The 25,859-nt window shown below is 75.3% G+C and carries 19 protein-coding genes; 8 read left to right on the top strand and 11 right to left on the bottom strand.

Annotated elements, in window-relative coordinates; genetic code table 11:
- The first annotated feature begins 75 nt into the window (after positions 1-75).
- Positions 76-1,011 (top strand): ketopantoate reductase family protein, encoded by a 936-nt coding sequence (locus FZ103_RS19690; RefSeq protein WP_156003202.1) that lies wholly within the window; start codon positions 76-78, stop codon positions 1,009-1,011.
- A gap of 102 nt (positions 1,012-1,113) precedes the next feature.
- Positions 1,114-2,055 (top strand): LysR family transcriptional regulator, encoded by a 942-nt coding sequence (locus FZ103_RS19685; RefSeq protein ID WP_156003199.1) that lies wholly within the window; start codon positions 1,114-1,116, stop codon positions 2,053-2,055.
- 12 nt (positions 2,056-2,067) lie between these two features.
- Here the strand turns inward: FZ103_RS19685 and FZ103_RS19680 are convergent, their stop codons facing one another.
- Positions 2,068-3,027 (bottom strand): LysR substrate-binding domain-containing protein, encoded by a 960-nt coding sequence (locus tag FZ103_RS19680; RefSeq protein WP_156003197.1) that lies wholly within the window; start codon positions 3,025-3,027, stop codon positions 2,068-2,070.
- A 71-nt stretch (positions 3,028-3,098) separates the two neighbouring features.
- Here FZ103_RS19680 and FZ103_RS19675 point away from each other — a divergent pair, with 71 nt between their 5' ends.
- Positions 3,099-4,094, top strand: coding sequence for a DMT family transporter (locus FZ103_RS19675; RefSeq protein WP_156003194.1), 996 nt, complete (start codon positions 3,099-3,101; stop codon positions 4,092-4,094).
- A 55-nt stretch (positions 4,095-4,149) separates the two neighbouring features.
- Here the strand turns inward: FZ103_RS19675 and FZ103_RS19670 are convergent, their stop codons facing one another.
- Positions 4,150-4,377: an ECF-type sigma factor gene (locus tag FZ103_RS19670; RefSeq protein ID WP_156003191.1), complete on the bottom strand. Its 228-nt coding sequence runs from the start codon at positions 4,375-4,377 to the stop codon at positions 4,150-4,152.
- A gap of 149 nt (positions 4,378-4,526) precedes the next feature.
- On the opposite strand from FZ103_RS19670, the gene FZ103_RS19665 reads away from it, so the two are divergent.
- Positions 4,527-6,332 (top strand): NPP1 family protein, encoded by a 1,806-nt coding sequence (locus FZ103_RS19665; protein ID WP_156003188.1) that lies wholly within the window; start codon positions 4,527-4,529, stop codon positions 6,330-6,332.
- 99 nt (positions 6,333-6,431) lie between these two features.
- Here the strand turns inward: FZ103_RS19665 and FZ103_RS19660 are convergent, their stop codons facing one another.
- Positions 6,432-7,085: an alpha-ketoglutarate-dependent dioxygenase AlkB gene (locus FZ103_RS19660; protein WP_156003185.1), complete on the bottom strand. Its 654-nt coding sequence runs from the start codon at positions 7,083-7,085 to the stop codon at positions 6,432-6,434.
- Positions 7,086-7,370: 285 nt separating this feature from the next.
- Here FZ103_RS19660 and FZ103_RS19655 point away from each other — a divergent pair, with 285 nt between their 5' ends.
- Positions 7,371-8,540, top strand: coding sequence for a magnesium and cobalt transport protein CorA (locus tag FZ103_RS19655; RefSeq protein ID WP_156003182.1), 1,170 nt, complete (start codon positions 7,371-7,373; stop codon positions 8,538-8,540).
- 73 nt (positions 8,541-8,613) lie between these two features.
- Here FZ103_RS19655 and FZ103_RS19650 read toward each other — a convergent pair whose 3' ends face one another.
- The 5 genes from FZ103_RS19650 to FZ103_RS19630 all read right to left on the bottom strand — a co-directional run bounded on the left by FZ103_RS19650 (position 8,614) and on the right by FZ103_RS19630 (position 16,680).
- Positions 8,614-9,852 (bottom strand): VWA domain-containing protein, encoded by a 1,239-nt coding sequence (locus tag FZ103_RS19650; RefSeq protein WP_156003179.1) that lies wholly within the window; start codon positions 9,850-9,852, stop codon positions 8,614-8,616.
- Positions 9,853-9,965: 113 nt separating this feature from the next.
- Positions 9,966-12,296 (bottom strand): DUF5682 family protein, encoded by a 2,331-nt coding sequence (locus tag FZ103_RS19645; RefSeq protein ID WP_156003176.1) that lies wholly within the window; start codon positions 12,294-12,296, stop codon positions 9,966-9,968.
- A complete protein-coding gene (locus FZ103_RS19640; protein ID WP_156003174.1) occupies positions 12,296-13,393 on the bottom strand; it encodes an AAA family ATPase in 1,098 nt (365 codons plus the stop codon). The genes FZ103_RS19645 and FZ103_RS19640 overlap by 1 nt, the downstream gene beginning before the upstream one ends.
- Positions 13,390-14,859, bottom strand: a complete 1,470-nt coding sequence (locus tag FZ103_RS19635) for a DUF5691 domain-containing protein (protein WP_156003171.1) — start codon at positions 14,857-14,859, stop codon at positions 13,390-13,392. The genes FZ103_RS19640 and FZ103_RS19635 overlap by 4 nt, the downstream gene beginning before the upstream one ends.
- A 495-nt stretch (positions 14,860-15,354) precedes the next feature.
- Positions 15,355-16,680, bottom strand: a complete 1,326-nt coding sequence (locus tag FZ103_RS19630) for an SWIM zinc finger family protein (protein WP_343233611.1) — start codon at positions 16,678-16,680, stop codon at positions 15,355-15,357.
- Positions 16,681-16,942: 262 nt separating this feature from the next.
- Between FZ103_RS19630 and FZ103_RS19625 the strand changes: the two genes are divergently transcribed.
- A complete protein-coding gene (locus tag FZ103_RS19625) occupies positions 16,943-17,953 on the top strand; it encodes a methyltransferase (protein WP_156003165.1) in 1,011 nt (336 codons plus the stop codon).
- 383 nt (positions 17,954-18,336) lie between these two features.
- On the opposite strand, the gene FZ103_RS19620 is transcribed toward FZ103_RS19625, so the two are convergent.
- From FZ103_RS19620 to aroQ, 3 genes are all read right to left on the bottom strand, one after another.
- Positions 18,337-18,909: a hypothetical protein gene (locus FZ103_RS19620; protein ID WP_156003162.1), complete on the bottom strand. Its 573-nt coding sequence runs from the start codon at positions 18,907-18,909 to the stop codon at positions 18,337-18,339.
- A 382-nt stretch (positions 18,910-19,291) separates the two neighbouring features.
- Positions 19,292-20,410, bottom strand: a complete 1,119-nt coding sequence (gene pstS, locus FZ103_RS19615) for a phosphate ABC transporter substrate-binding protein PstS (RefSeq protein ID WP_186356557.1) — start codon at positions 20,408-20,410, stop codon at positions 19,292-19,294.
- Between the two features lie 731 nt (positions 20,411-21,141).
- Entirely contained in the window at positions 21,142-21,597 is a 456-nt protein-coding gene (gene aroQ, locus FZ103_RS19610) for a type II 3-dehydroquinate dehydratase (RefSeq protein ID WP_156003159.1), read from the bottom strand.
- Positions 21,598-21,769: 172 nt separating this feature from the next.
- Between aroQ and treY the strand changes: the two genes are divergently transcribed.
- Positions 21,770-24,097, top strand: a complete 2,328-nt coding sequence (treY, locus tag FZ103_RS19605; protein ID WP_156003157.1) for a malto-oligosyltrehalose synthase — start codon at positions 21,770-21,772, stop codon at positions 24,095-24,097.
- Between the two features lie 852 nt (positions 24,098-24,949).
- On the top strand, positions 24,950-25,846 hold the full coding sequence (locus tag FZ103_RS19600) for a putative RNA methyltransferase (RefSeq protein WP_156003154.1): 897 nt from the start codon (positions 24,950-24,952) through the stop codon (positions 25,844-25,846).
- Positions 25,847-25,859: the final 13 nt, after the last annotated feature.

The following is a 25,859-nucleotide window of genomic DNA, read 5'->3' as shown; positions in this document are numbered from 1 at the left end:
TGGATCCTCCGGCGCGCCGGCCCCTGCGGCCGCGCCGCGCCCGGTCCGGCCGTTCGACGAGGAAGGCAGCCGCACATGAGCGCGCACACCACCGACTCCGGATCCGCGGCCGGCCCCGGCCGCATCACCGTCCTCGCCCCCGGCGGGGTCGGCGGGCTCCTGGCGGGCGCGCTCGCCCGCGACGGGCACCCGGTGACGGTCGTGGCCACCGAGTCCACCGCCGACCGCATCGCCGCGCACGGCCTGCGCATCGACTCCGCCGTCCTCGGCGACTTCCGGGTCGACGTGCCCGCGGTGTCGGCGGCCACGGAACCCGCCGACGTGCTGATCGTGGCCCCCAAGGCGACCGCGCTGGAGGCATCCCTCAAGCGGGTGCCGCCGGAGCTGGCCGAAGGCGCGCTGGTCGTGCCGCTGCTCAACGGCTTCGAGCACATGGACCTACTGCGGTCCCACTACGCCGGCGCCCACGTCCTGGCCGCCGCGATCCGCGTCGAGTCCACCCGCACCGAGCCCGGCCGCATCGCCCAGACGAGTCCCTTCGCGGCGCTGGACATCGCCTACTCCGGGGCGCCGCAAGAGCGGGTGGAGAACCTGGCGGCGGCCCTGCGCTCGGCCGGCCTGCAGGTGCGGCTCAGCGACGACGAGGACGGGGTCCTGTGGCGCAAGTTCCAGTTCCTGCTCGGTACGGCCCTGGTGTGCACCCACAACCGCAGCGACATCGGCACCGCGCGCGCCCAGCGCCGCGACGACCTGGTCGCCGTGGCCGAGGAGGTCGCGGCGGTCGCCTCGGCCAACGGCATCGACCTGGACACCGGGCGCGTCGTGGAGATGTTCGACGCCGCTCCGGTGCCCACCAAGCCGTCGATGCTGCGCGACCGCGAGGCGGGCCGCCCCATGGAGGTCGATGCGCTCGGCGGAGCGCTGCTGCGCGCCGCCCGGCGGGCGGGCGTTTCCGTGCCCGTCGTGGAGCGCCTGGTGGCCGACCTGCGCCGCGTCGACCGCGCGAGCTGAGCGGGCCGCCCGGCCGGCTGCGTGGCCATGATCACTCCGCCGATTCGGCGCCGGCCGCCGACAGCGCCCCGGCCGCGCTGCGCGGCGGAATAGATTGAGGGCATGATCGATGTGCGCCGGTTGCAGCTGCTGCAGGCCCTGGGCCGCCACCAGACGGTCGCCGGCGCGGCCGAATCGCTCGGTGTGACGCCCTCGGCGGTCTCCCAGCAGCTGGCCGCCCTGGCCAAGGAGACCGGCGTCGCCCTCGTTGAACGGCAGGGGCGCAGGTTCATCCTCACCGGCGCCGCCCGCGTGCTCCTTGAGCACGCCGACGTCATCTTCGCCGAGATGGAACGGGCTCAGGCCGATCTGGCCGAGTACGCCGAGGGCGCGGTGGGTGTCGCCCGCGTCGGCTCCTTCGCCACCGGGATCTGCGACCTGGTGGGTCCGGCGGTGGCCGGGCTGGCGCGCACCCACCCCGGATGGCGCTTCGAGATCGTGCAGGCCGAACCCGACGAGAGCACCGAGATGCTGCGCTCGGGCGAGCTGGACATCGCCATCACGATGTCCTCGGAGCACCTCCCGCCCAGCGGCACCACCGAGTTCCAGATCGACCCGATCATGGTGGAGCCCTTCGACGCGGTGCTGCCCTATCACCACCCGCTGGCCGCCTCCAACGACCTGGAGCTGGCCGGCGATCTCGCCGACGCCGACTGGATCATGTCGGCGCCGGGGTCTCCCTGGTACGACTGCGTGACCGCGGCCTGCCACCAGGCGGGCTTCCACCCGCGGGTGGCCCACACCGTCCACGAGTTCAGCGCCGTCTTCGCGCTCGTGCAGGCCGGGCTGGGCGTGGCGCTGATGCCGCGCCTGGGCTGGGCCGGGCTGTCCGCGCCGCACATCGTGGTCCGCACCGTGCGCAACACCGCCCGCCGCCACATCGTCGCCCTCAGCCGGGCGGGCTACACCACCGAGCCGCTGCTGAGCGCGGTACGCGAGGCCGCGACCAAGGTCCCGGTGCCCTCGGTGGGACCGCTGATGGTCTCCGGGGGCGACGCGGCCTGAGCGGCCGTCACCTCACTCCTCGGCGCCGCCGGACCCGCGGCCGGAGACCGGAGGGGTCGGGGCGACGTCGTCCAGCACCCCCTGCGCGGCCTGCCACAGGTAGTCGGCCAGCAGCGCGATCGGCCGCCACGCCCAGCCCCCGGCACTGCTCGCCAGCGAGATCCGCCGGGTGCCGCCGAGGTCGCCCAGCGGGGAGTGGACCACTCCGCGGCGCGCGGCCGCGGCGAGTTTGGGCATGACCCCCACCCCCATCCCCGCCGCCACCACCTGCTCGACGATCTCCAGGTTGTCGATGCGGTGCCGGATGCGCGGCGCGAACCCGGCGCCGGCGCACAGCCGCCGGACCAGTTCGTCCTCGTCGCTGCCGCGCGAGTTGGCGATCCACGACGCCTCGGCGAGCCCGCTCAGCCGGCGCCGGGTCATGATGCGGCTGGTGGCCTCCCCGCCCGAGGGCTGGGACAAAAGCAGCGGCTCGGTGCCGATCGGCCGCAGCGTCAGGGTGCCCGGGAAGCGCCGCGGCACCAGGCTGTAGTCGTAGAGCAATCCCAGGTCGGCGGCCCCCGACTGCAGCAGCTCCAGCGCCTCGTCGGGCTCGTGCTCGACCAACCGCACCTCGATACCGGGATGGTCAGCCTGCAGGCGGCGCACCGCCGGGAGCACGATGGGCCCGGCCACGCTGACGAAGCTCACCAGCTCCACCCGCCCCACCGGCTCGCCCTCGCCCGCCAGTTCGGCCCGCGCGGTGTCGACCCTCGCGAGGATGTCGGCGGCGTGGCGCGCGAGCCGATGGCCGGCCGGGGTCAGGCGCACCCGGCGCCCGTCGGGCACGAGCAGCTGCGCGCCCGCCTCGCGCTCCAGCACGGCGAAGTGCTTGGAGACCGCGGAGGTGCCCATCCCCGTCGTCTCCGAGACCGCCGCCATGGTCCCCAGCCGCTCCAGCTCCACCAGCAGCCGCAACCGCGTCAAGTCCATCCACCGAAACTACACGATCGATCCGCCAACGGTCCGTGGACAGAAACAGACGTGGTGAGTGGAATGATCCCATGATCACCTCCGCGACCCCGGTACGTGCTGCCCTGAACCGGATCCCGCCCGCCCTGCTGCTGCTCGCGGGCATGTTCGTGCTGCACACCGGAAGCGCCCTGGCCGTGCGGGCCTTCAGCGAGGCCGGCCCCCTGGGCGTGACCTGGCTGCGCCTGCTGTGGGCGGCGCTCATCCTGGCGGCGCTGGGCGGGCGCCCCCTGTGGCGCGCCCTGCGCTCGGCGACGCCGCGCGACCTGGGCGCAGCCGTGATCCTGGGCACAGCGAGCGCGGGGATGATGGTCCTCTACTCCGCTGCGACGGCCCGGATCGACCTGGGCACGGCCACCGCACTGGAGTTCCTCGGGCCGCTGGCCGTTGCGGTGCTGGCGCTCCGGCGCCGGCGCGAAGGCGTGTGGATCGCGGCCGCCGCGGCGGGGGTGCTGCTGCTGACCCGCCCGTGGACGGGCGGCGCCGACGCGGTGGGCATCGCGCTGGGGCTGTCCGGCGCCGTGTGCGTGGCCCTCTACATCGTGCTCACCCAGCGCGTTGGCAGCCGGTTCAAGGCGGTGCACGGGCTGGCCGTCGCGATGGCGGTCGGCGCGGTGCTGACCGCCCCCCTCGGCCTGCCGCCGGTACTGGCCGCGCCCGACCCGGGGCACGTGCTGGCGGTCACCCTGGTGATCGCGGTCCTCTTCCCCCTGGTGCCGTTCCTGCTGGAGATGGTGGTGCTGCAGCGCATGAGCCGCTCCGCCTTCTCCACCTTCGCCAGCCTCGAACCCGCGGTCGCCCTGCTGATGGGAATGGCCGTCATCGGCCAATGGCCCGCCTGGATCCAGATCGCGGGTATGGCACTGGTGGTGGCGGCGGGAATCGGAGCCGCCCGCGGAGACGGCCGCGCCCTCCGCCCGAAGCGCAGCGGCGCCGGAGCCGCCGGCTCGCAGGCACCGGCTCCGCCGGCCCCCGCCACCGACTCCGGCGCACCCGGGCGCGCCCGCGCGCCCGAACGCGTCGGCTGAGCCGCCGCTCGCGCGCGGCCCCGGGCGCCCGGGGCCGCGTACGAGCGGAGCGCGCTCACTTCTCCTTGCGGGCGCCGCCGTACTTCTTGTGCACCGCCTGCTTGCTGATGCCCAGGATCACGGCGATCTCGCTCCAGGTGTAGCCCTGCATCCGGGCGCGCCGCACCTGGATCGCCTCCAGGCGCTCGACCTCCTGGCGCAGTTCGACGGTGGCGCGCAGGGCGGCCAGCGGCGCGTCCCCCCGAGCGGACTCCAGCAGCGGAGCGATCAGATCCTCCTCCATACCCCCAACCTACGCCGCGCCGACCTGCGCGGGACACGGTCGGCAGCCGCCCGCTACCACGCCCGCCCGGCGACCCCGCCCGCGCCGGGACCCGCCGCACAGCGCGCGATGCGGCGCCTGCACCGGATGCAATAAGGTCAGCAGCGATCATGGGTACGAAATCCGACCTCGAACTCCTGCGTGCTTATGAGCCCGTCCTCGTGTTCACCCGGGGCGAGCTCTTCTTTCCCGCTGACGTCGACGCCTACGTGCGCTGCTGCAGCCTGTGGTGCGAAGACGGCGACGGCAAGGAGGTCGAATGCGTCCCGGCGGGCGAGCTCACCCTCGACCGCCTGGCCGACGCCGAGCGCGAATGGCCCGGCCGCTACAAGCACCTGCGCTTCGTCCAGGAGTCTTCGCTGCGCGCCGAGGCGCGCCGGCACCGCCGGTCCGCCCGCCGGGTCATCCCGCGCAGCGGCCGCCTGGCCGCCGTGGGCGTCCTCGGCCGCGTGGTCGACATCCTGATGAAGCTCTCCCTGCTGATCCGCGGCGCCGTCCCCGGAGGCGTGGCAGCCGCGGCCGCCACCCGCTACCGCGACCGGATCGGCGGCGCCGACCGCCCTGCCAGCTACTACGGGCGCGTCGTGCGCGAGGGCGGCTACATCGCCCTGCAGTACTGGTTCTTCTACGCCATGAACGACTGGCGCTCCACCTACGGCGGCGTCAACGACCACGAGGCCGACTGGGAGAAGGTCACCGTCTACCTGGTCGAGGACTCCCAGGGCCGCACCCGGCCGATGTGGGTGGGCGCGTCCTCTCACGAGTACTACGGCGACGACCTGCGGCGCAGCTGGGACGACAAGGAGCTGCGGCGCGAGGGCGACCACCCCGTCATCTTCGTCGGCGCCGGCTCCCACTCCCACCAGATGCTGCCCGGCGACTACCTCATCCAGGTCGACCCAGCGGTGCTGCGCGGCGCCGTGCGGATGTGGCGGCGGCTGACCCTGCGGCTGTTCCGCAGCGACAGCGCCATCGTCCGGCACGGCATCGGCGTGCCCTTCGTCGACTACGCGCGCGGCGACGGCACGCGGGTGGGACCCGGCGCCGACCTGGAATGGCGCGCCCACATCATCGACGACGACACCCCCTGGGTGCGCGGCTTCCGCGGCCTGTGGGGCCGCGACACCCGCGACTTCTTCGAGGGCGAGCGGGCGCCCAGCGGCCCCCGCTACGAGCGCGACGGCACCATCCGCTGGTCCTGGGCCGACCCGCTGGCCTGGGTGGGCCTGCAGAAGGTCGCGCCCACCGAGCAGGCCGCGCGCGCCGAGCTCGCCGCCCATCTGGGCGACCTGGAGAAGGGCATCGCCGAAGCCGACGCCGAGATCGTCCGCCGGCGCGACGCCCTGCGCCGGCTCTCGGCGGCCCGGCTCGTCCTCGGCCACGAGAGCCACTCCCAGAGCCGCGCCCAGGAGTACGACGAGCGGATCCGCGCCGACGAGCGGGAGCTCTCCGCCACCTACCGCCGCCGCGCCATGATGGCCGACGAACGCGACTCCTGCCGCGACGCGCTGGCCGGCGAGCGGCCCGTGGCCCCCACGCCCACCGAGCACCTGCACCGCCCCCACCTGCCCTATGCCACCGGCCAGCAGCGCACCACCCGGTTCCTGCACGTGTGGGCGGCGCTGAGCACGCCGCTGCTCATCTGCGCGCTGGGCGGCATGCTGCTCGTGCGCGGCACCTACACCGCCCCGGCCATGATCGGGGTGGTACTGGCCTTCGCCCTGATCGACGCCGTCGCACGCCGCAAGCTGACCTCGTTCCTGACCGGGGTGGCGATCGTGCTCGTCGTCGGCGGACTGATCGCCGGGATCATCGTCGCCTTCGCCGTGGCCTGGCGGATCGCGCTGCTGGTACCCACCGCGCTGATCGTCGTCGTGCTGTTGTGGGTGAACATCCGCGACCTCATCCGCGGCTGAGCGCCCCGCGGCTTGCCGCGGCCTCGCGCCCGTGGGAGGCGTGCGCGATCATCCGGACCGCAGGGGCGGGCCGGCCGCGGGCGGGCCCGCGTGATCGGCTCAGCCCAGTCCGGAGGCGCGGATGGTGATGTTCAGCCGCCCTTCCGCCAGGCCGAGTCCGGGCGGCGCCGTACCCGGCCGGGTGCGCGGCACCCCGTGATAGGCCATCCGCGCCGGGCCGCCGAAGACGAACAGGTCGCCGCTGGCCAGTTCCACGTCGGTGTAGGGGCGCGCGCGGGTGCGGGTGTTGCCGAACCGGAAGACGCAGGCGTCACCCAGGCTCAGCGATACCACGGGCACATCCGCCTGCTCGTCGCGGTCCTGGTGCATGCCCATCCTGGCGCCGGCGTCGTAGAAGTTCACCAGGGCGACGTCGTAGGGCGGAGTGTCGGGGCCGGGCGGTGCGCCGAAGGCGGCGGCCACCCCGTCGCGGGCCAGTTCGCCCAGGACGCGGGGGAACGGCGGCACCGGCTCGCCGCCGGGCAGGGTGCGCGAGTAGCGGTAGGGCTCCCAGAACCACCCGAGGGCGGTCATGCGCACGCTCATCACGCCGCCCCGCGGCATGCGGTGCCGGATCATCCCGCCGGGGCCGCGGGACCACTCCCGGCAGCGCTCGACGAGGTCGCGCTGGGCCTCGGCGCCCAGCCAGCCGGGCAGGTGCACCGCCCCGGGCGCGACGGTGACGGGCTCGGCGCCGAAAAGGGGCTCGTTCAACCCGCCACCGCCCCGAACGACGTCGCCCGGGGCGCCGCCGCGCCGCTGGTGATGTTCCAGATCCGCACGCGTCCATCCGACCACGCCGCGGCGCATCGGGCAACGTTCCGGCATCGCGGTACGATGGAGGCGCGTTGAGAAGCTGAGCGGAACCGGGGAGGTGGGGCCGATCATGAGCCAACCTCCCAGTACGGCTTGACGCCGCGTTCATCCGACATCCCGCGGCGCAGGGCTCCGGTGCGCCCGCCGCCGTCTCCGCTCGCCTCCATGTCTAGGGGTTTCCTCATGGCCCAACGCAATCCACTGGCCTGGCTTCCCGGAATCCGGCACAACCAGCACACGCGCAGGATCGCCCGGCCCCGACCGCCGGAGTACTCCATGGATCCCCGCCCCGACGACAGCGGCGGCCCCACGCCGCCGGTCCAGGACAGCGTCATCGACGGCGCGATCTACGTCAACGGAAGGCGCCAGGAGGCTCCCACCGAGCTGCGCGACCTGGCCGAGCTGCACCGCCGCACCCCCGACGAAGAGGGCGCGATGGTCTGGATCGGGCTGCTGCGCCCCTCCAGCAACCAGCTGCTGGCCGCGGCCGAGGAGTTCGGGCTGCACGAGCTGGCCGTGGAAGACGCCATCGTCGCCCATCAGCGCCCCAAGCTGGAGCGCTACGGCGACACCCTGTTCGTGGTGCTCAAGTCCGCCCTCTACCTGGACGCCAGCGAGGAGGTGCGCTTCGGCGAGCTGCACCTGTTCGTCGGCCGGGACTTCGTGCTGACCGTCCGGCACAACCAGGCGCCCGACCTCTCGGCCGTGCGCCGCCGCCTGGAGGGCGACCCCAAACTGCTCGCGCACGGCCCGGAGGCGGTGCTGTACGCGATCCTGGACGCGGTCGTCGACGGCTACGCCCCGGTGGTGGCGGGCCTGCAGAACGACATCGACGAGATCGAGACCCAGGTCTTCGAGGGCGATCCCGCGGTCTCCCGGCGCATCTACAAGCTCTCCCGCGAGGTGGTGGAGTTCCAGCGCGCCGCCCGGCCCCTGCTTCCGATGCTGCGCTCGCTCAGCGAGGGCTTCGAGAAGTACGGCACCGACGAGGAGCTGCGCCGCTACCTGCGCGACGTCGCCGACCACGCCACCACGGTCGCCGAGCGCGTCGACGGCTTCCGCGAGATGCTGCAGAGCATCCTCACCGTCAACGCCACCCTGGTCAACGAGGCCCAGAACGAGGAGATGCGCCGGGTGACCGAGGCCAGCTACCGCCAAGGCGAGCAGGTCAAGAAGATCTCGGCCTGGGCCGCCATCCTGTTCGCGCCCAGCCTGGTCGGCAGCGTCTACGGGATGAACTTCGACTACATGCCCGAACTCGACTGGGTGCTGGGATACCCCTTCGCACTCGCGCTGATGGCGGGCATCAGCGTCACCCTCTACGCCGTCTTCAAGTGGCGCCGCTGGATGTGAGCGCGGCGTGCGGCGCCTCCCGCCGGCCGCCCCGGCGGCCGGCGGGAGGCGCCGCCCCGCGGTCCGGCGGCGGCTACACGGCGTCCGAAGCGCCCTCCTCCTGCTCGGCCCAGGCCTTCAGCGAGCGCCCCTGGACGGCGGCGGCCATCAGGTCGGGGAAGCGGTCGGGGGTGCAGGCGAAGGCGGGGACACCGAGCGCGGCGAGGGCGGCGGCGTTCTCGCGGCTGTAGGAGGGCGCGCCCTCGTCGGAGAGGGCGAGCAGTACCACCACCTGCACTCCCGCCGCGGTCATGGACGCCACGCGGCGGACCATCTCCTCGCGCACCCCGCCCTCGTACAGGTCGCTGATGAGCACCAGGACCGAGTCCTGCGGCCGGGCGATCAGCCCCTGGCAGTAGGCCAGCGCCCGGTTGATGTCGGTCCCGCCGCCCAGGCGGGTGCCGAAGAGCACCTCGACGGGGTCGCCGAGCCGGTCGGTCAGGTCCACCACCGAGGTGTCGAAGACGACCATCGACGTCTTCAGGGCCCGGATCGAGGCCAGCACCGCACCGAAGACGCCGGAGTAGACGACCGACTCCGCCATCGAACCGCTCTGGTCGACGGCCAGCACCACGTCGCGCTGCACGCCGCGGCTGCGGCGGGCGTAGCCGACCAGGTTCTGGGGCACCACGGTGCGGTACTCGGGCAGGTAGTGCGCCAGATTGCGGCGGATGGTGCGGTCCCAGTCGATGTCGGAGACCCGGCGGGGTCGGTGGGTGCGGGCCGAGCGGTCCAGGGCGCCCTGGACCACCGAGCGGGTGTGCTGGGCCAGGCGCCGCTCCAGGTCCTCCACGACGCTGCGCACCACCGCGCGCGCGGACTCCCGGGCCGCCTCGGGCATGACCTGGCTCAGCGACAGCAGTGTGCCCACGAGGTGGACGTCGGGCTCGACCGCCTCCATCATCTCCGGCTCCATCAGCATCCGCTGCAGGCCCAGGCGCTCCACGGCGTCGGTCTGCATCACCCGTACGACGCTGGAGGGGAAGTAGCCGCGGATGTCGCCGAGCCAGTCGGCCACGGCGGGGGCCGAACCGCCCAGGCCGCCGCTGCGCCGGTCCGAGCGCTGCGCGCCTCGGTCGCCTCCGCCGCCCTCGCCCTCGCCGTCGCGGTTGTACAGGGCGGCCAGCGCCGCGTCCATGCCGGTGTCGCCGCCGGCGAGGCCGCCGCAGGCGGACTCGGCCGCGCCGCCCAGGACGAGCCGCCAGCGGCGCAGGCGCTCGGTCTCCTCGCCCGGGGATGGGGTGTCGCCGGGGTGTGCGGTCTGCTCGTTCATACGGTGTTCCGCGGCGGCCGCGGCGGGGCCGGGCCGCCGCTCCTCCTCTCGATGGACGGTCGTCGGTGCGGCGGGGGAGCGCGCGGTTCCTTCGGCGCGCGTGGGTCCCCCGCTCATCCGCCTCCTGCGCCGAGCCCCAGCAGCGCCGCCGCCGTCGCGACCGCCGGGGCGGCGCGCCGGGCGTCGACCGGCTCGGCGCCGGCGGCCGCGCCCGGTCCGCCGGGCCCGCCCAGAGCGCGGGCGCTGTCGCCGATGGCGCGGCGCTCGGGGGCGGCGAACGCGCCGAACGTGCGCCGCAGCAGCGGCAGCACCTGGGTGAAGGCGTCGCCGGCCAGTCCGCCGAGCCAGCGGTCGATCACCCCCAGCAGAGCGGTGTCGTGGACCAGCAGGAGTCCGCTGCCGGAGAGGAACCCCTCGATCCAGTGAGCGGTGCGGGTCGGCGCGGTGCCGCGCGAGGCGGCCCGCGACAGCCGGTCGGCGAGTGCGGAGTCGGCCAGCCGGCCGGAGTCGTGCAGGATCCGGTCGGCCCGCCCGCAGACCCGCCCGGGTGCGGATTCGCGCAGGGCCACGGCCTCCAGCGCCGCCAGCCACGCGTCCTCGTCGCCGCCGCCGAGCAGCACCGCGGCGCCGTGCACGCCGTCGATGGCGGCGGCCATCGCGGCCGCGGCGTCGTCGCCCAGCCCCGACACCGCCGGGACGAGGCCCGCGCGGATGCGGGCCAGCAGTTGGGCGGCCACGGTGCGCAGCGCAGCCGAGTCGCTGTTGCGGACGTCGCCGTAGCGCGCCGACCGCGCCAGGGGCGGCAGGGCGGTCATGAGGTGCTCGATGTCGGTGTCCTCGGCGGCGCGGGCGGTCAGCGCCGACAGCACGTCGCCGATCGCGCCGCCGAGGTCGGCGTGCAGGCAGCGCTCGGCCAGCTCGGTCAGCTGCGGCAGGTCCGCGTCGGCGGCCAGGGCCCGCACGCGGGCGGCGGCCGCGGCCTCGACGGTGGTGCCCCACACTCCGGCCTCGATCAGCCGCAGTTCGAGTTCGGGCTGCCAGGCCAGCAGCCACGGCTCCCGGAAGGTGCCGCGGGCGCGGACGGAGTCGCCGCGCGGCGTGCCCCAGTCGATCCCCAGCAGCCGCAGGCGGTGCAGCAGCGCGCTGCGCCGGCGACCGGAGTCCTCGCGCAGGTCCAGATCGACCTCGCGCGGCTCGGCCTGCGGCTTCAGGCGCAGCCGACGCTGCTGGGCGGCCAGGTCGCGCTGCAGCGGAACCAGCGGGGTGCGCTCGGACACCGCGCCCAGGCGCTCGCCGACGACCATCTCGCGGTGCAGCAGGTGCGCCCGCGCCGGGGCGCCCTCGCACAGCACCGACTCGGTGGCGTCGGCGGCCTCCTCCAGCCCCACCGCCGGGCGCCCGCGCAGGGCGGCCAGCGCCTCGGCGAGGCGGACGGCCTCGATGACGTGCGCCGAGGAGACCGGCTGGTCCTTCTCGCGCAGGCGCCGGCCGGCCTCGGCCAGCCAGCGCACGACCGGGCGGTCGGGGGCGGTGAACAGGTGGTGGTACCAGCCGGGCGAGCGCACCCCGGCCCGGTAGCCCGAGGCCGCCGCCAGCCGGCCGTGCGTCCACGGGATCCAGGTGGCGGCTACCTTGGTCTTCGGCAGGCCGCGCAGCAGCGCCGTGTCCTCGGCCGCCCGCGGGTGCTCCAGCAGCGCGGGGACGTGCCAGGCGCCGCACACCACGGCGATGGGGCCGCCGACCGAGCGCATCGCCCGGCGCAGGACCTGGCGCATGTGGGCTTCGCGGCGCGCCTCGCGCAGGGCCGCCGGCCCGGCGGGTGCGGGGCCGGATTCGGCGCGTACCGCCGCCATGGCCTCGGCGATCGCGGGGAAGGGCGATGCTCCGGCGGGGGGAGCGCCGGGGGAGGAGGCGCCGGGAACCGCCGCGCGGCCCTCGACGACGTCCTCCCACCAGCGCTCCGGGTCGTCGTAGCCGGCGGCCTCCGCGAGCACGCCCAGCGGGTCGGCGATCGCGCGGCCGGCGCCGGCGGCCTCCGGGTCCTCGGGCGCGGCCTCGCCGCCCCCGCCGGGAGCCGGCTCCGGGTCGGCCCCCTCCGGGGCGTCCGCCTCCTGCGCCGCGAGGGTGTGGGCGGCGGGCAGGTCGCAAAAGCGCGCCTCGACGCCGTGCTCGGCGGCGTAGCGCAGTGCCGCCCACTCCGGTGAGAAGGCGGCGAACGGCCAGAACGCCGCACGCGACGGGGAATCGGGCACGTAGGCCAGCAGCGAGACCGGCGGCGTCAGCTCGCCCGCGAGCCCCACCAGTTCGTCGGCCTCCGGCGGACCCTCGATCAGCACCAGCTCGGGACCGACGCGCTCCAGCTCGGCAAGGACCGAGCGGGCCGACCCGGGGCCGTGGTGGCGCACGCCCAGCACGTGCACGCGGCCGGTGTCGACGCGCGCCATCAGCCGCTCACCTCGCGGCAGGCGCGGTAGAAGTCGTCCCAGCCGTCGCGGTCGCGCGCCACGGTCTCCAGGTACTCGCGCCAGACGACCCCGTCGGAGACCGGATCCTGGACCACGGCGCCGTGGATGCCCGCGGCGACGTCGGCCGGGCGCAGCGTCCCGTCGCCGAAGTGCGCGGCCAGCGCGATGCCGCTGGTGACCACCGAGATCGCCTCAGCGGTGCTCAGCGTGCCGCTGGGCGACTTGACCTTCGCGCGGCCGTCGGCGGTGGCGCCCTCGCGCAGCTCGCGGAACACGGTGACGACCCGGCGGATCTCGGCCAGGCTCGTGGGCACCTCCGGCAGCTCCAGGGAGCGGCCGAGGTCGGCGACCCGGCGGGTGACGATGTCGATCTCGTCCTCCACGGTCGCCGGAACCGGCAGGACGACGGTGTTGAACCGGCGCCGCAGGGCGCTGGAGAGGTCGTTGACGCCGCGGTCGCGGTCGTTGGCCGTGGCGATCACGTTGAAGCCCCGCTTGGCCTGCACCTCCGTGCCCAGTTCGGGAACCGGCAGGGTCTTCTCCGACAGCACGGTGATCAGCGCGTCCTGCACGTCGGAGGGGATGCGGGTGAGCTCCTCGACGCGCGCCGGCCGCCCTTCGGACATGGCGGTCATGATCGGGCTGGGCACCAGCGCCGCCTCCGAGGGGCCCTCGGCAAGCAGCCGGGCGTAGTTCCAGCCGTAGCGGATCGCCTCTTCGGCGGTGCCCGCGGTGCCCTGGACCAGCAGGGTGGAGTCGCCCGCGATGGCCGCCGCCAGGTGCTCCGACAGCCACGTCTTCGCGGTGCCGGGCACTCCCAGCAGCAGGAGGGCGCGGTCGGTGGCCAGCGTGGCCACGGCCACCTCGACCACGCGCCGGGCGCCGATGTACTTGGGGGTGATCTCGGTGCCGTCCTCGAGGGTGCCGCCCAGGATGTACCGGGTCACCGCCCACGGGGACAGCCGCCACCCGGGCGGGCGCGTCCGGGAGTCGGCGCGCTCCAGAGCGGCCAGTTCCTCGGCGAAGCTCTGCTCGGCGTGCGGGCGCAGCGCGGCGGCGGGAGGGGGCAGGGTCAACGGAACTCCTCGTGCATCTCGGATCGGTACCTCAGGGTTTCGGCAAGCTCGCTGAGGGCCTTGCGGCCGCTCTCGCCGAGTTCGGAACTATGCGCGGCGGCGGCCGCCCGCGGATGCAGCGAGGGCGGCATCCGGGTGGCCGCCACCCGGCACAGCCGGCCCGCCGACGTGTCGCCGCGCCGGGCGGCGGCCAGCGCGTCGGCGACCACGGCGCCGAACTCGCGGCTCCAGGGGCAGTCGAGGGCCTCGGCGATGGGAAGCAGCGCCCCGGGGGTGTCGCCGCGCCGCCCGGAGCGCAGGCGCGTGGCGCGCTCCAGGGCCCAGGCGCACTGCTCGTCCGGCGGCAGCAGGGCCAGCAGCGCGGGCCCGCGGCTGGCCCGCACGTCGTGGGTGTCGGTCAGGCGCTCCAGCACGATCGGCAGCAGGGCGCGCGCCCAGTCCCGGTCGCGCTGGAGGACCGCGGCGTTGGCGATGGCCTGCAGCAACTCGTCGTCGTGGGCTGCGGCGAACCCGGCCACCTCGCCGGGGTCCGCGCCCAGGTGCCCGCACCAGGTGCGCAGCGGGGCGTGGGAGATCAGCGTCCACAGCCACTCGCGGCGGGTCTCGGCGCCGCGGATCTGCTCCGCGCGCGGCCGGGCGCCCAGCGCCCGCAGGAAACGGGGGTCGGACAGGTCGGGAAGGCGAATCTCGGGCGTGCCGTCGGAGCCGCGCCGCAGGTGGCGGCGGGCATAGTCGGCCAGCAGGCGCCCGCGCTCGGTGCCGGGCAGTTGGGCGAGCAGCGCCATGGCCAGGCCCCGCACACGGGTGCTGCGGTCGCCCACCGCCTCTTCCAGCAGGGGTTCGTCGGCGGGGGTGAGGTGGGGCTCGCGGGCCTCCAGCAAAGCGTGGCGCTCCTGGGCCGGCCGGGCGCGCCACTGCTCGGCGGTGAACTCCGCGGCCTCGGCGAGGAGCCGCAGGTAGGCCCACCCCGAATCGAGGCCGGCCAGCCACAGCCCGCGCCGCCCGGCCACGGGCAGCAGGGCACGCCCCAGTCGGCGGGGGGCGCGACCGCAGCGGTCGAGGAGGTCGGGCAGCCACTCGGGCGGGACCCGGACGCCGGCCTGCGCTGCCAGCTCCAGCCACTCCTGCAGCAGCAGGGGCGAATCTCCCAGGAGAAGATCGGCGAGCCGGCGTGCGGCACGGGGCGGCGCCGGGGGAGCGGTTTCGGGAGGCGCCGGATCGAATCCGCCGGGATCCTGCGCGCCGCTGCGCGCGGGCAGCCGTCCGGCGCGCGCGTGGACGGCGGCCAGTGCGGCGCGGTCGAGCAGGGTCAGGGCGGGGTCGGTGCGGTCGGCGTCACCCGGGCCCGCGGGCGGCGGCGGTACCGGCCGCCGCGCGGTTCCCACCAGGGCGGCGGAGACGAGGCCGGACCAGGAGCCGGGCTGCGAAGGGGGCGTGTCGGGGGGCGGATCGGCGAGGGTCGTCAAGGAGCGGTCCTCAACAGGTCGGGGGCGGGGGGATCGTGGGGGCGCTGCGGTCAGGCGGCGAGGTAGGGGGCCCTATACCGCGCTCAGGACGGCGAGGGAGCCTCCGGCGGCCGCCGCAGACGGGAAATCCGGGGTTGCGGTGTGCCGTGCGCGCAGCGCGCCGTGCGGCCTGCCGCCGAGTGCGCGCCGGGACTGCCCGGCGGAGCCGCGCCCCGGCGGGCCTCCGGCGTGCCGGTGCACGCTCGGCTGCGGGAGGTGCGATCGCAGGCGCCTGCGCCGGGTGGCGGCGGACCGGGAGTGCCGGTTGATCGGGGCGGCGAGGCGTTCGCCGGCATCGGGGCGGGACGACTCGGCTCAGCGGCTGCGGAGCGGGCGAGGCCCCGCGGCTTCCCGGCGGCGGCCGATCGGGGGTTCGGGGCGGTGATGGGGACTCCTCTGCGCATACGGGCGGCACAGGCCGCAGCGGATCGGCGGCTTCGGCGGCGGCGCGGCGCGTCACACGTCCGCGGAGAGGCGGGCCGGCACCGACCGGTCCAGCGCCGCGAATCTCCCGGCGGAGTCCCACACGGCCAGCGGCCGCAGGCCCTGCGGCGTCCACTCGCCGGCGATCGTGGCCGGCGAGCCGCCGCATACGGCCGCCAGCGGCCAGCACGGCGAGCACTCCGGCAGCAGGGGCAGGGCCCTGCCGGCGGAATCGGCGACCAGCCAGGGATCGGCGCGCACCGGGACCGCGTCGGCGAGGACGACCGGCCACGCCTCCAGCCACGGGTCGGCGGCCAGGGCATCGGAGTAGGAGCGCAGGGCGGCATCGGCACTCGCCCCCACGGGTGGGTCGGCGGGCCGCCGGGCATGGACGGCGACGACGTCGGCCCGCCACTCGGCGGGGTAGAAGGCCAGGTCGGCATCGACAGCGGTACCCGGGTGCACCGGCGTGTGCGGCGTCTGCCCTGAGGGGGCGAAGGAGACCAGCGCGGCCGTGCGTCCGGACACCGCGCCCCGCAGCCAGACCCGCCGGCCGCGCACCTGCCCGGCGGGGAAGTCGCACAGGCCCAGCACGTGCCAGGTGTCGCGCACCGGTGCGGACTCGTCGGCGGAGGCGGGCAGCCCCGCCCGGGAGAGGACGGTCGCGCGCAGGTCCGCCGGGAGGTCGCCGCGGCGCTGGTAGGCGCCGGCCAGCAGGTGGAGCAGCGCGTACTCGCCGAGGATGCGGTCGGGCCAGTCGCGGGCGGTGCCGAGGCGGCTGAGGTCGCGCACGCGGTCGGCGAGCCGCCCGGCCTGGGCGTCGACGAGCCGAGCGGCCATGGAGTCCAGGCGCCGGTATCCGTCGTCGCGGGCGGCGGCCAGCCCGGCCTCGACCTGGTCGCGCAGCCACAGGTCGAGTTCGGCCAGGCCCGCGGCCACGCGTTCCTCGCGCTGCTCGGCCCGGCGGGCCGCCGCCGCGGGGTCGGCGGACGCGGCGGTGCGCTTGTGCGCGGCCGCCCGGCGGGTCAGCCACTCGGCCACGTGCTCGGGGGGCTCGCCCGGCTCCACGCCGCCCTCGGCCCACAGGTGCAGCAGCGCCAGCGCATGCTTGCAGGGGGTCTTGCGGCTGGGGCAGCTGCAGCGGTAGGCGGGCGGCGTGCTGAGCTCGGCCATGACGCGGTAGGGGGTCTTGCCGCTGCCGGCGCAGTCGCCCCACACGGCGGGAGCGGCGGCGCCGTCGGCGGGGCGGTGTCCGGCGCCGCTCCACTGGGCGGGCGCGGCGGTCTTGACGGCGGCCTTGCGGGAGGAGGGGTCGGGCGCGAGCGCCCAGACGTCGTCGGTGGTCCAACGTGTGCTCACAGCCCTGAATCTAGACCCGGCCACCGACATTTCCCGGTGCCTGAAGCGCCCCGCGGCCCGGGGTTTCCGCGCCCTGAGGACGGGGGCGCCGGCACCGCCGGTGCGCCGGCCGTCCGCCCGCACGAACCTCCCTTCGAGGGCGGACGCCGTGACCCATGGCGGCGGTGGCCGAGTGCCCCGGCGGCTCCGGCGGGCGCCCGGGGTGATGCGGGGTCCACCCGGCGTTACCGTGGTGGGGGTCGCCGGGGACGATGGGGGCGGGATGGCCGGAAGCGAAACCGAAAGCCGCGAGCTGCTGCGGCTGCTGATGGGACCGTGGCTGGCCGAGGCGGTGGCGGCGGCGGTGCGGCTGGGGGTGATCGACCGGCTGGGCGAGGCCCCGGCCGGGGCCGGCGAACTCGCCGACGAGCTGTCCCTGGCCCCCGAACCGCTGGGGCGGCTGCTGCGGCTTCTGGTGGGACTGGAGGTGCTGCGTGAGGAGAGCGGCGGCCGGTTCCGCCTGGCGCCGATGGGGGAGCGGTTGCACAGCGAGCACCCGTCCTCGATGCGCGCCCTGGCGCTGCTCTACAGCAGCGGCTTCTTCCTGGACGCCTGGCGCGGCCTCGGCGATGCCGTGCGCACCGGTCGGCGGGCGTTCGAAGCCGTGCACGGCCGCGACGTCTACACCTACCTGGCCGACCACCCCGGCGACGCCGCGCTCTTCGACGCGGGCATGGCGGCGGGCGGCGCCTTCGCCGACGCGCTGCCGGCCGTCTACGACTTCTCCCGCGCCGCGCACGCGGCCGACATCGGCGGCGGCGACGGCAGCCGGCTCGCCGCACTGCTGCGCGAACACCCCCGCCTGCAGGGCACCCTGCTGGAGCGCCCGCAGGTCCTCGCCGGCGCCCGCGAGCGGCTCGCGCCCTTCCTGGACGAAGGCCGCTGCAGGCTGGCCGGGGCGGACTTCCTGCGCGAGATCCCCGTCCAGGCCGACGTCTACCTGCTCTGCCGCGTGCTGCACAACTGGGACGACGACTCCGCGGCGCGCATCCTCGCCAACTGCGCGGCGGCGATGGGGCCGGGCTCGCACCTGCTGATCGTGGAGCGGGTCATGCCCGACGACCGCCGGCCGTGGCTGTCGCAGGCCTATGACGTGCACATGATGGTCATGACCGAGGGCCGGGAGCGCACCGCGGAGGAATACGAGGCGCTGCTGCGCCCGGCGGGGCTGCGCACCCTGGACCTGCGCGATCTCGGCGCCGAGATGCGCGTCCTGGTGGCGGGCCCGCTGTGAGGGGCTGCCGCGGGCCGCGTTCGTGCTGCCGCCGGCAGGGACCCGGGACACGCGGTCCCCGTCTGCAAGGGGGTTGAGGTCGTCAAGGACACGCGCGGGGATACCCGGGTCCGTGCCGACGGCATCCTGAAGTCTGGCCGATCAGCGTGGGACGGGCCAGGTCAGGAGATGATGCGCAGGTCGGCCGGTGCTGCTCCTGCTGCGAAGGGGATGCGCCTGGGCGCCGCCGCGGGCGGCCGGGCGCGGGGGGAAGGCTGGGGCAGGGCCTTTGCGGCGTCTCGCCGGCGCCGCCGGGTTCCTCGGACCGGTGCCGACCGCGGTGCCGGCCCGCCGCCGGGCGGGGCCGTGCGCGGAGGCGCCCCCGCTGCGGGCGCCGTCGGGCCTCAGCGGGCCTGCAGCGCGTCCAGCGCCACCGCCATGGCGATGACCAGCCGGCGGTCGACGTTGGGGTCCTGGATCTGCACGGTGTAGCGGTCGCGCAGGCCGAACTTCTTGTCGACGCTGAAGATCGGGTACTCGCCCGCGTAGAAGTCGAAGTGGTAGGGGATGAACTTGGCGGCGTCGATGAACCGACGCAGGATCCCCAGGAGCTGGTTGCGCTCCTGGCCGGTTGCGGTGAACAGGCCGGGCTGCTCCAGGTGCCAGGTCGAGCGCAGCAGCGACTGCTTGAAGTCCTTGCGGAAGTTGCCGATCGGCTGGCCGTTGTGGTCGGTGACGTCGTAGGTCGCGCCCAGGTCGACCACCTGGCGGGCCTTGAAGCCCAGCACCGGGTACTGCTTGGAGTCGTCGGTGTAGAGGGTCACCTGCTCCTTGAACGCCAGGCGCTTCTGCTGGGCGAAGGCGATCAGGTCGCCCTCGTTGCCGTCGGGCAGCAGAGTCCGGACCTCGTACTGGTTCACCATCATCCGGATTCGCTGCCGCACGGCGAGCTGCGTCAGCGTCTGCAACTGGTTCATCGGGCTTCCTTGTATTTCGGAGGGACAAAGGGGGGCATGAACCCGGCTGATCCTAGCGGGTGGCCGCAACCGCGGCACATTCGGACGGTTCGCCGCCGTCGCAGACGTGTCCGCCCCGGTCAGGCGGGCCGCCGGCATCGAGCCGGTGCCGCTCGGGCGGATCGCCGGGTGGAGGGCGGCGCGCGTCCCGGCGGAATCCCGTGCCGGAGGATCCGGGGCGCGGAAGGCGGTGGCCCGCATCGGGGTCCGCCGCAGCGGCGATCCTAGACTAGCGGCCCAGGTCGGCGCGATCAGCGCCGCGGCCGACCGTGGCCACCGGGCGGCGGTCCGGGGCACGCCGGCGCAGCCGGGCCGCGCCGGGTGCGTTGGGCCGCGCGGCGGCTCACCCGCCAGCGCTGATGGCCGCCACCGACGCCTGCAGCTTCCTGCGGAAGTCCGCGGGCAGCGGGGCCGATCCCGTCTCGCGGGAGGCGGCCTGCTGGCCCTCCTTGCTGATCACGTAGTTCAAGAACGCGCGCACGCGCTCGGCGTCGTCGGCCGACTCGTAGCGCAGGCAGGCGATCTCGTAGGTCACCAGCACGATCGGGTAGGTGCCCGGCCGGGTGGTGCCGTAGTCCAGGTCCAGGGCGTGGTCGTGCTTGGGCCCTCCCTCACGCTCGGGGGAGGAGGCGACCACTTCCGACGCCGACTCCGGGGACAGCTCGACGAACTCCCCGCCCACGCCGATCGCCGCGGTGGACATGTCCGCGGTGTGCGAGGCCTCGACGTAGCCGATGGTGCCCTGGCCGCTCTCGACCGCCTCGGCGATCCCGCTGTTGCCCTGCGCGGCCTCGACCGGGTTGATCGGCCAGCTGCCGCTGGGCTCGTGCGGCCACGCCTCGCCGGCCGCCGCGGCGAGGTAGGCGGTGAAGTTCTCCGTGGTCCCGGATTCGTCGGCGCGCGTGACCGGGGTGATGCGCATGTCGGGCAGGTCGGCGCCGGGGTTGTGCTCGGCGATCTCCGGGTCGTTCCAGCGGGTGATCTCCTGGTTGAAGATCTTGGCCAGGGTCTCCGGCGGCAGGTTCAGCGAGTCGACGCCCTCCAGTTCGAAGATGACGGCGATGGGCACGACGTAGCCGGGGATGTTGACGGCGGGGGCGCCGGCCGCGCAGCGCTCGCGGGCGCGCTCGTGCTCGCGCTCGTCCAGAGCCGCGTCGGAGCCGGCGAAGTCGACCGCGCTGTCCAGAAACTGGCTGCGGCCAGCGCCCGAACCCACCGAGTCGTAGAGGACCAGGGCGTCCTCGCAGGCCAGCTGGTAACCCGCAACCCAGGTGTACATGGCGTTCTCCTGGGCGCTGGAGCCGGCCCCCGAGAGGCTGCCCTCGAAGCAGTCGAGGTCCGCGGGCACGGGAGGCGGCTCCTGGCCCCGTCTGAGCGCGTTGTCACTGCCGCACGCGCTGGTCAGCGCCAGTACGACGGCCAAGAGGGCCGCGGACGCGGTGCGGTGGCCGGGCAGGGTCACGGGTCTGACTTTCCCCTTTGCGAGCGTGCGGCAACCCTGCGGTCACTCCAGGGTTCGTGTGGCCGGTCCGGTTTCGCCGAGGTGTCCGGAGGCCGAAAAGGAATGTAACAAGAGGTGAACCGTGCTGCCCAACGGGGCCCCTGTGACACCGTCCTCGCCGCTGACCGGGACCGTCCCCGCATAACGGCACGACAGAGGTTGCGGCAATGGGGCTGTGATGCGCGAAGCGCTGTGCGCCGGCTTGCCGCCGAGTGGAGGTGCACCTGTGCTTCGGAGGCCCGCCACCGGTGGTGCGTCTCCGTTGGGGCGGTGGCGGGCTGACGGGCGGGCAAGCAGGCGGCGCGTCAGCGCCACCGTTGGGGCGGTGGCGGGCTGACGGGCGGGCCGCGCTGCGGGGGCGTACCCGTTGTTGCCGCAACCCCGATGGCGGCCGTCCCAGGTGGAACCCGGTGGGTTCCTCCGCCCTGGCGACCGGAGGAACCCACCGGGGACCACCCAGGGCGGGCACCACAGCGGCTGCGGCAATGGGGCTGTGATGCGCGAAGCGCTGTGCGCCGGCTTGCCGCCGAGCGGCGGTGCACCTTTCCCTCAGAGGCCCGCCACCGGTGGTGCGTCTCCGCTGGGGTGGCGGCGGGCCGCGCTGCGCGAGGCGCACCCGTTGCCGCAATCTCGATGGCGGCCGCCCCAGGTGGTACCCGGCGGGTTCCTCGAAAGCGGCACCCCCGCCGTTCTTAAGCCTGCCGCTCTCCGATCCGCGCCAGCACGGCGCGCAGGCCCAGTTCGTAGCCGGCGACCCCGCAGCCGGCGATGTAGCCCTGCACCACCGGGGCCGTGACCGAGGTGTGCCGGAACGGCTCGCGCGCGTAGACGTTGGAGATGTGCACCTCGACGCACGGCGTCTCCACCGCGTCGATCGCGTCGCGCAGCGCGATGCTGTAGTGGGCCAAGGCGCCCGGGTTGAACACGACGCCGTCCAGCTCGCGGGCCCGGTGGATGTGCTCGACCATGACCCCCTCGTGGTTGCTCTGCGCGCACTCCACCTCGGCGCCCAGCTCGGCCCCCAGCGCCGTGACGCGGCGCTCGACCTCGGCCAGCGTCACCGAGCCGTACTGCTGCGGGTCGCGGCTGCCGAGCAGGTTCAGGTTGGGGCCGTTCAGCAGGAGTACGCGGACGGCGGTATCGGCCATGGAGCGGCCCTTTCCCGGGATCGCGGCGGTCGTCGGACGCCCATGATCCTATTCCGCTGGGCGAGGGCGCCGCGGACCGCGCCCCGCGGGCGGCGCGACCGCGGAGCTCCGGCACCCGGCGGTGGCGGCGGCCGGGGTTCAGGCGCGCGTGAGCGGGGCAGGGAACACGTCGATGAAGCCGTACTGCCCCACCTCCACCTACCGGCTGCAGCTCGGGCCGGGGCTCACACTCGCCGACGCCGCCGGGCTCGTCGACTACCTCGACCGCCTGGGGGTGGGCGCCGCCTACCTGTCGCCGATCCTCACCGCCGCGCCCGGGTCCCAGCACGGCTACGACGTGGTCGACCCCGGGTCGGTCTCATCCGTCCTCGGCGGCGACCAGGCCCGGCGGGAGCTGGTGGGCCGGCTGCACGAGCGCGGCATGGGCGCGGTGGTCGACATCGTGCCCAACCACATGTCGGTGGCGGAGCCGGCCGCCAACCCCTGGTGGTGGGACGTGCTGCGGCTGGGCAAGGAGTCCCCCTACGCCCGCTGCTTCGACATCGACTGGTCGGCCGAGCGCCTGGAACTGCCGGTGCTGGCCGACGACGGCGACGGCGGCGCGGCGGCTCTGGACCGGCTGGGTATCGCCGACGGGTGCTTGACGTATGAGGACCACCGCTTCCCGCTGGCGCCGGGCAGCCACAACCCCGGCGACGGCCCGGCCGACGTCCATGAGCGCCAGCACTACCGGCTGGTGTCCTGGCGGCGCGGCCGCGAGCGGCTGGGCTACCGCCGCTTCTTCGACATCACCGGGCTGGCGGCCGTCCGGGTGGAGGACCCCGACGTGTTCGCCGCCGCCCACGCCGAGATCCTGCGCTGGGCCGAACGCGGCGAGCTGGACGGCCTGCGCGTCGACCACCCCGACGGCCTCAGCGACCCGGGCGCCTACCTGCGCCGGTTGCACGACGCCTTCGGCGGCTGGATCGTCGCCGAGAAGATCCTCGCCCCCGGCGAGTCCCCGCCCGCCTCGTGGCCCGTCGCCGGCACCACCGGCTACGACGCGCTGCGCGAGGTCTGCGGGCTTTTCGTCGACCCCTCCGGCGAAGGGCCGCTGACGGAGCTGGCGGCGTCGCTGGGCGCCCCCGCCGACGTCGCCGCCGTGCGGGCCGAGTCGGGCAGGCTGGCGGCCCGGGAGCTGTTGGCGCCCGAGGTGCGCCGGATCGCCGCGCTGCTCGACGCGGCCGACACCGAGGAGGCCGAGGCCGCCGTCGCCGAACTGCTCGCCTCCTTCGACACCTACCGCAGCTACCTGCCCGAAGGCCGGGCCGCCTGGGACCGGGCCGTGGCCGCAGCACAGGCCGCCCGCCCCGACCTGGCCGCCGTCCTCGGCGACATCGACAAGCGGGTGCGCGCAGACCCCGCCGGTGAGCTGTCCGTGCGCATCCAGCAGACCAGCGGAATGGTGATGGCCAAGGGCACCGAGGACACCGCCTTCTACCGCGCCACCCGCTTCGTGGCGCTCAACGAGGTCGGCGGCGACCCCGCGCGCTTCGGCGTCTCCCCGGAGGAGTTCCACGACTGCTGCGCCCGGCGCGAGGCGTGCCGGCCGCAGGCCATGACCGCGCTGTCCACCCACGACACCAAGCGCTCGGAGGACGTGCGCGCCCGCCTGGCGGCCATCAGCGAGATCCCGCACGACTTCGCCGCGGCCGTGCGCCGCTGGCGCGGCGCCCGCGGGCTCGGCGACCCCGCCTTGGACCTGCTCGCCTGGCAGAGCCTCGTGGGAACCTGGCCGATCAGCGCCGCCCGCCTGCGCGACTACCTGCTCAAGGCGGCGCGCGAGCAGAAGGTGCGCACCTCCTGGATCGACGGCGACCCCGCCTTCGAGGCCGAGGTGGCCGCCTGGCCCGAGCGGGTGCTCTCCGACGACGACCTGTGCGCCGAAGTCGCCGCGTTCGTCGCCCGCATCCGCGCCGCGGGCTGGAGCAACTCCCTGGGGCAGAAACTGCTCCAGCTGGCGGGGCCGGGCGTGCCCGACCTCTACCAAGGCTCGGAGTTGTGGGACCTCTCCCTGGTCGACCCGGACAACCGCCGCCCCGTCGACTTCACCTGCCGCCGCACCCACCTGGAGCGCCTGGAGGGCGGGCGCCTGCCCGCCGTCGACGCCACGGGCGAGGCCAAGCTGCATGTGGTCCGCTCGGCGCTGCACCTGCGCCGCGACCGCGACCTCAGCGGCTACCTCCCGCTGGAGCCGGTGGGCCCCGAATCCGACCACGCGGTCGCCTTCGCCCGCGGACCCGACCGCGGGGCCGTCGCCGTCGCCACCCGCCTGCCGCTGGGCCTCGCGGCCAAGGGAGGCTGGTCCGACACCTGCGTGCCGCTGCCCGGAGGGCGGGGCACCTGGCGGGACGCCCTCACCGGCCGCGTGGTCCTGCCCGAGCGCACCGACGGATTCTGCGCCGCGCACCTGGCATCGGTGCTCGACCGCTACCCGGTGGCCCTGCTCGTGCGCGACTGAGCCCGGCCGCCGCCGCGCCCTCGTCCTCGGCCTTGGCTGAAGGCGCCGCGGCTCCGCCTTCCCGGCACCCGCCGGGACGCTTGTGGGGTCGGCCACCACGGGGGTGCGGCAATGGGCGCGGTTTCGCGTAGCTCAGCCCGCCCGTCAGCCCGCCACCACCCCAGCGGTGGCGCTGACGCGCCGCGTGCCCGCCCGTCGCCCACCGCCACCCCAGCGGAGACGCTTCGCGTCACGTGCCCGCCCGTCAGCCCACCACCGCCCCAACCGAGACGCTTCGCGTCACGTGTTTCCTTGGCGCCGAGCGCATGCTGAATGTGTCAGGCGGAGCCGTGCCACCGGTGGCGGGCCTCTGAGGGAAAGGTGCACCGCCGCTCGGCGGCAAGCCGGCGCACAGCGCTTCGCGCATCTCAGCCCCATTGCCGCAGCCGCTGTGGTGACCGCCCTGGGGGGTCCCCGGAGGGTTCCTCCTGTCGCCAGGGCGGAGGAACCCCCCGCGTACCACCTGGGGCGGTCGCCATCGGGGGTGCGGCAATGGGCGCGGTTCGCGCAGCGCGGCCCGCCCGTCAGCCCGCCACCGCCCCAACGGTGGCGCTGACGCGCCGCGTGCTTGCCTGCCCGTCGGCCCGCCGCCACCCCGGCGGAGACGCTGCGCGTCACGTGTTTCCTGGCCGCCGAGCTCACGCGGTTCTTCCCAGGTGGAGCCGCACCGTCGGTGGCGGGACTCCGCCTCGAAGACGCGACGTGCGCTCGGCGGCGGGCCGGCGCGGAACACCGGCGCGGCCGCGAGGCGCCTCCTTCACGGCGGTGGTGGGCGGCGGGCGGTCCCCAGTCCACGCCCTAAGCTGGAGGCCCATGACCTCCACCGACGACGACCGGCCTGCCGTGCTCGACCGGCTGCGGATGCCCCGGCCGGTGCTGGACGCACTGGCCTGCCCCGTCTGCGGCGCCGCCCTCGGGCCCGGCGGCAATGCGCTGGCGTGCTCTGCGGGGCACCGGTTCGACGTCGCCCGGGAGGGCTATGCCGGCCTGCTCACCGGCCATCGCACCGCTGGCACCGGCGACACCAAGGAGATGGTGCGCGCCCGCCAGGAGTTCCAGTCCGCCGGCCACTACGCGCCGCTGGCCGACCGGCTGGCCGAACTGGCCGCGGCGGCGGCCCGGCCGCCCCTGGCCGAGGGCGGGCTCGTCGCCGACATCGGCGCCGGCACCGGCTACTACCTCGGCGCGGTGCTGGACGCGGCGCCCGGCGCCTGGGGGCTGGCCCTGGACGTGTCCAAGTTCGCACTGCGCCGCGCCGCCCGCGCCCACCCGCGCGCGGGCGCCGCCGCCTGCGACACCTGGCGCGGGCTGCCGCTGCGCACCGGCTCGGCGGCCGTGCTGCTGAACGTGTTCGCCCCCCGTCGGCCCGCCGAGTTCCACCGCGCACTGGGCGGCGGCGGCGCGCTGATCGTCGTCACCCCCACCTCCCGCCACCTCGCCGAGCTGATCTCGAACCTGGGGCTGGTGAGCGTGGACGCGAGCAAGGAGGAGCGGCTGGAGGGCGGGCTCGGCGCGCACTTCTCCCGCACCCACCGCGAGGAGCTGGATCTGGAGCTGTCGCTGACTCCCGGCGAGGCCGCCGCCCTGGTCGGCATGGGCCCCAGCGCCCGGCACCTGGAGACCGGCGAGACCGCCGAGCGCATCGCAGCCCTCGGCGACCCGGTCGCGGCGCGCGCGTCCTTCGCCGTCGCGGTCTACCGCCCGGCCTGAGCGCCCGCTCACC

Source organism: Streptomonospora sp. PA3 (assembly GCF_009728995.1).
GTDB lineage: Bacteria > Actinomycetota > Actinomycetes > Streptosporangiales > Streptosporangiaceae > Streptomonospora.
Note: the sequence above shows the minus strand (reverse complement) of the source record. Positions and strands in the feature narration are given on the sequence as shown.

Coding starts and splice junctions, on each gene's coding strand:
- FZ103_RS19685 (WP_156003199.1), top strand. CDS start 1,114: ATGATCGATGTGCGCCGGTTGCAGCTGCTGCAGGCCCTGGGCCGCCAC.
- FZ103_RS19650 (WP_156003179.1), bottom strand. CDS start 9,852: ATGAACGAGCAGACCGCACACCCCGGCGACACCCCATCCCCGGGCGAG.
- FZ103_RS19645 (WP_156003176.1), bottom strand. CDS start 12,296: ATGGCGCGCGTCGACACCGGCCGCGTGCACGTGCTGGGCGTGCGCCAC.
- aroQ (WP_156003159.1), bottom strand. CDS start 21,597: ATGGCCGATACCGCCGTCCGCGTACTCCTGCTGAACGGCCCCAACCTG.
- treY (WP_156003157.1), top strand. CDS start 21,770: ATGAAGCCGTACTGCCCCACCTCCACCTACCGGCTGCAGCTCGGGCCG.
- FZ103_RS19680 (WP_156003197.1), bottom strand. CDS start 3,027: ATGGACTTGACGCGGTTGCGGCTGCTGGTGGAGCTGGAGCGGCTGGGG.
- FZ103_RS19600 (WP_156003154.1), top strand. CDS start 24,950: ATGACCTCCACCGACGACGACCGGCCTGCCGTGCTCGACCGGCTGCGG.
- FZ103_RS19655 (WP_156003182.1), top strand. CDS start 7,371: ATGGCCCAACGCAATCCACTGGCCTGGCTTCCCGGAATCCGGCACAAC.
- FZ103_RS19620 (WP_156003162.1), bottom strand. CDS start 18,909: ATGAACCAGTTGCAGACGCTGACGCAGCTCGCCGTGCGGCAGCGAATC.
- FZ103_RS19665 (WP_156003188.1), top strand. CDS start 4,527: ATGGGTACGAAATCCGACCTCGAACTCCTGCGTGCTTATGAGCCCGTC.
- FZ103_RS19690 (WP_156003202.1), top strand. CDS start 76: ATGAGCGCGCACACCACCGACTCCGGATCCGCGGCCGGCCCCGGCCGC.
- FZ103_RS19625 (WP_156003165.1), top strand. CDS start 16,943: ATGGCCGGAAGCGAAACCGAAAGCCGCGAGCTGCTGCGGCTGCTGATG.
- FZ103_RS19675 (WP_156003194.1), top strand. CDS start 3,099: ATGATCACCTCCGCGACCCCGGTACGTGCTGCCCTGAACCGGATCCCG.
- FZ103_RS19670 (WP_156003191.1), bottom strand. CDS start 4,377: ATGGAGGAGGATCTGATCGCTCCGCTGCTGGAGTCCGCTCGGGGGGAC.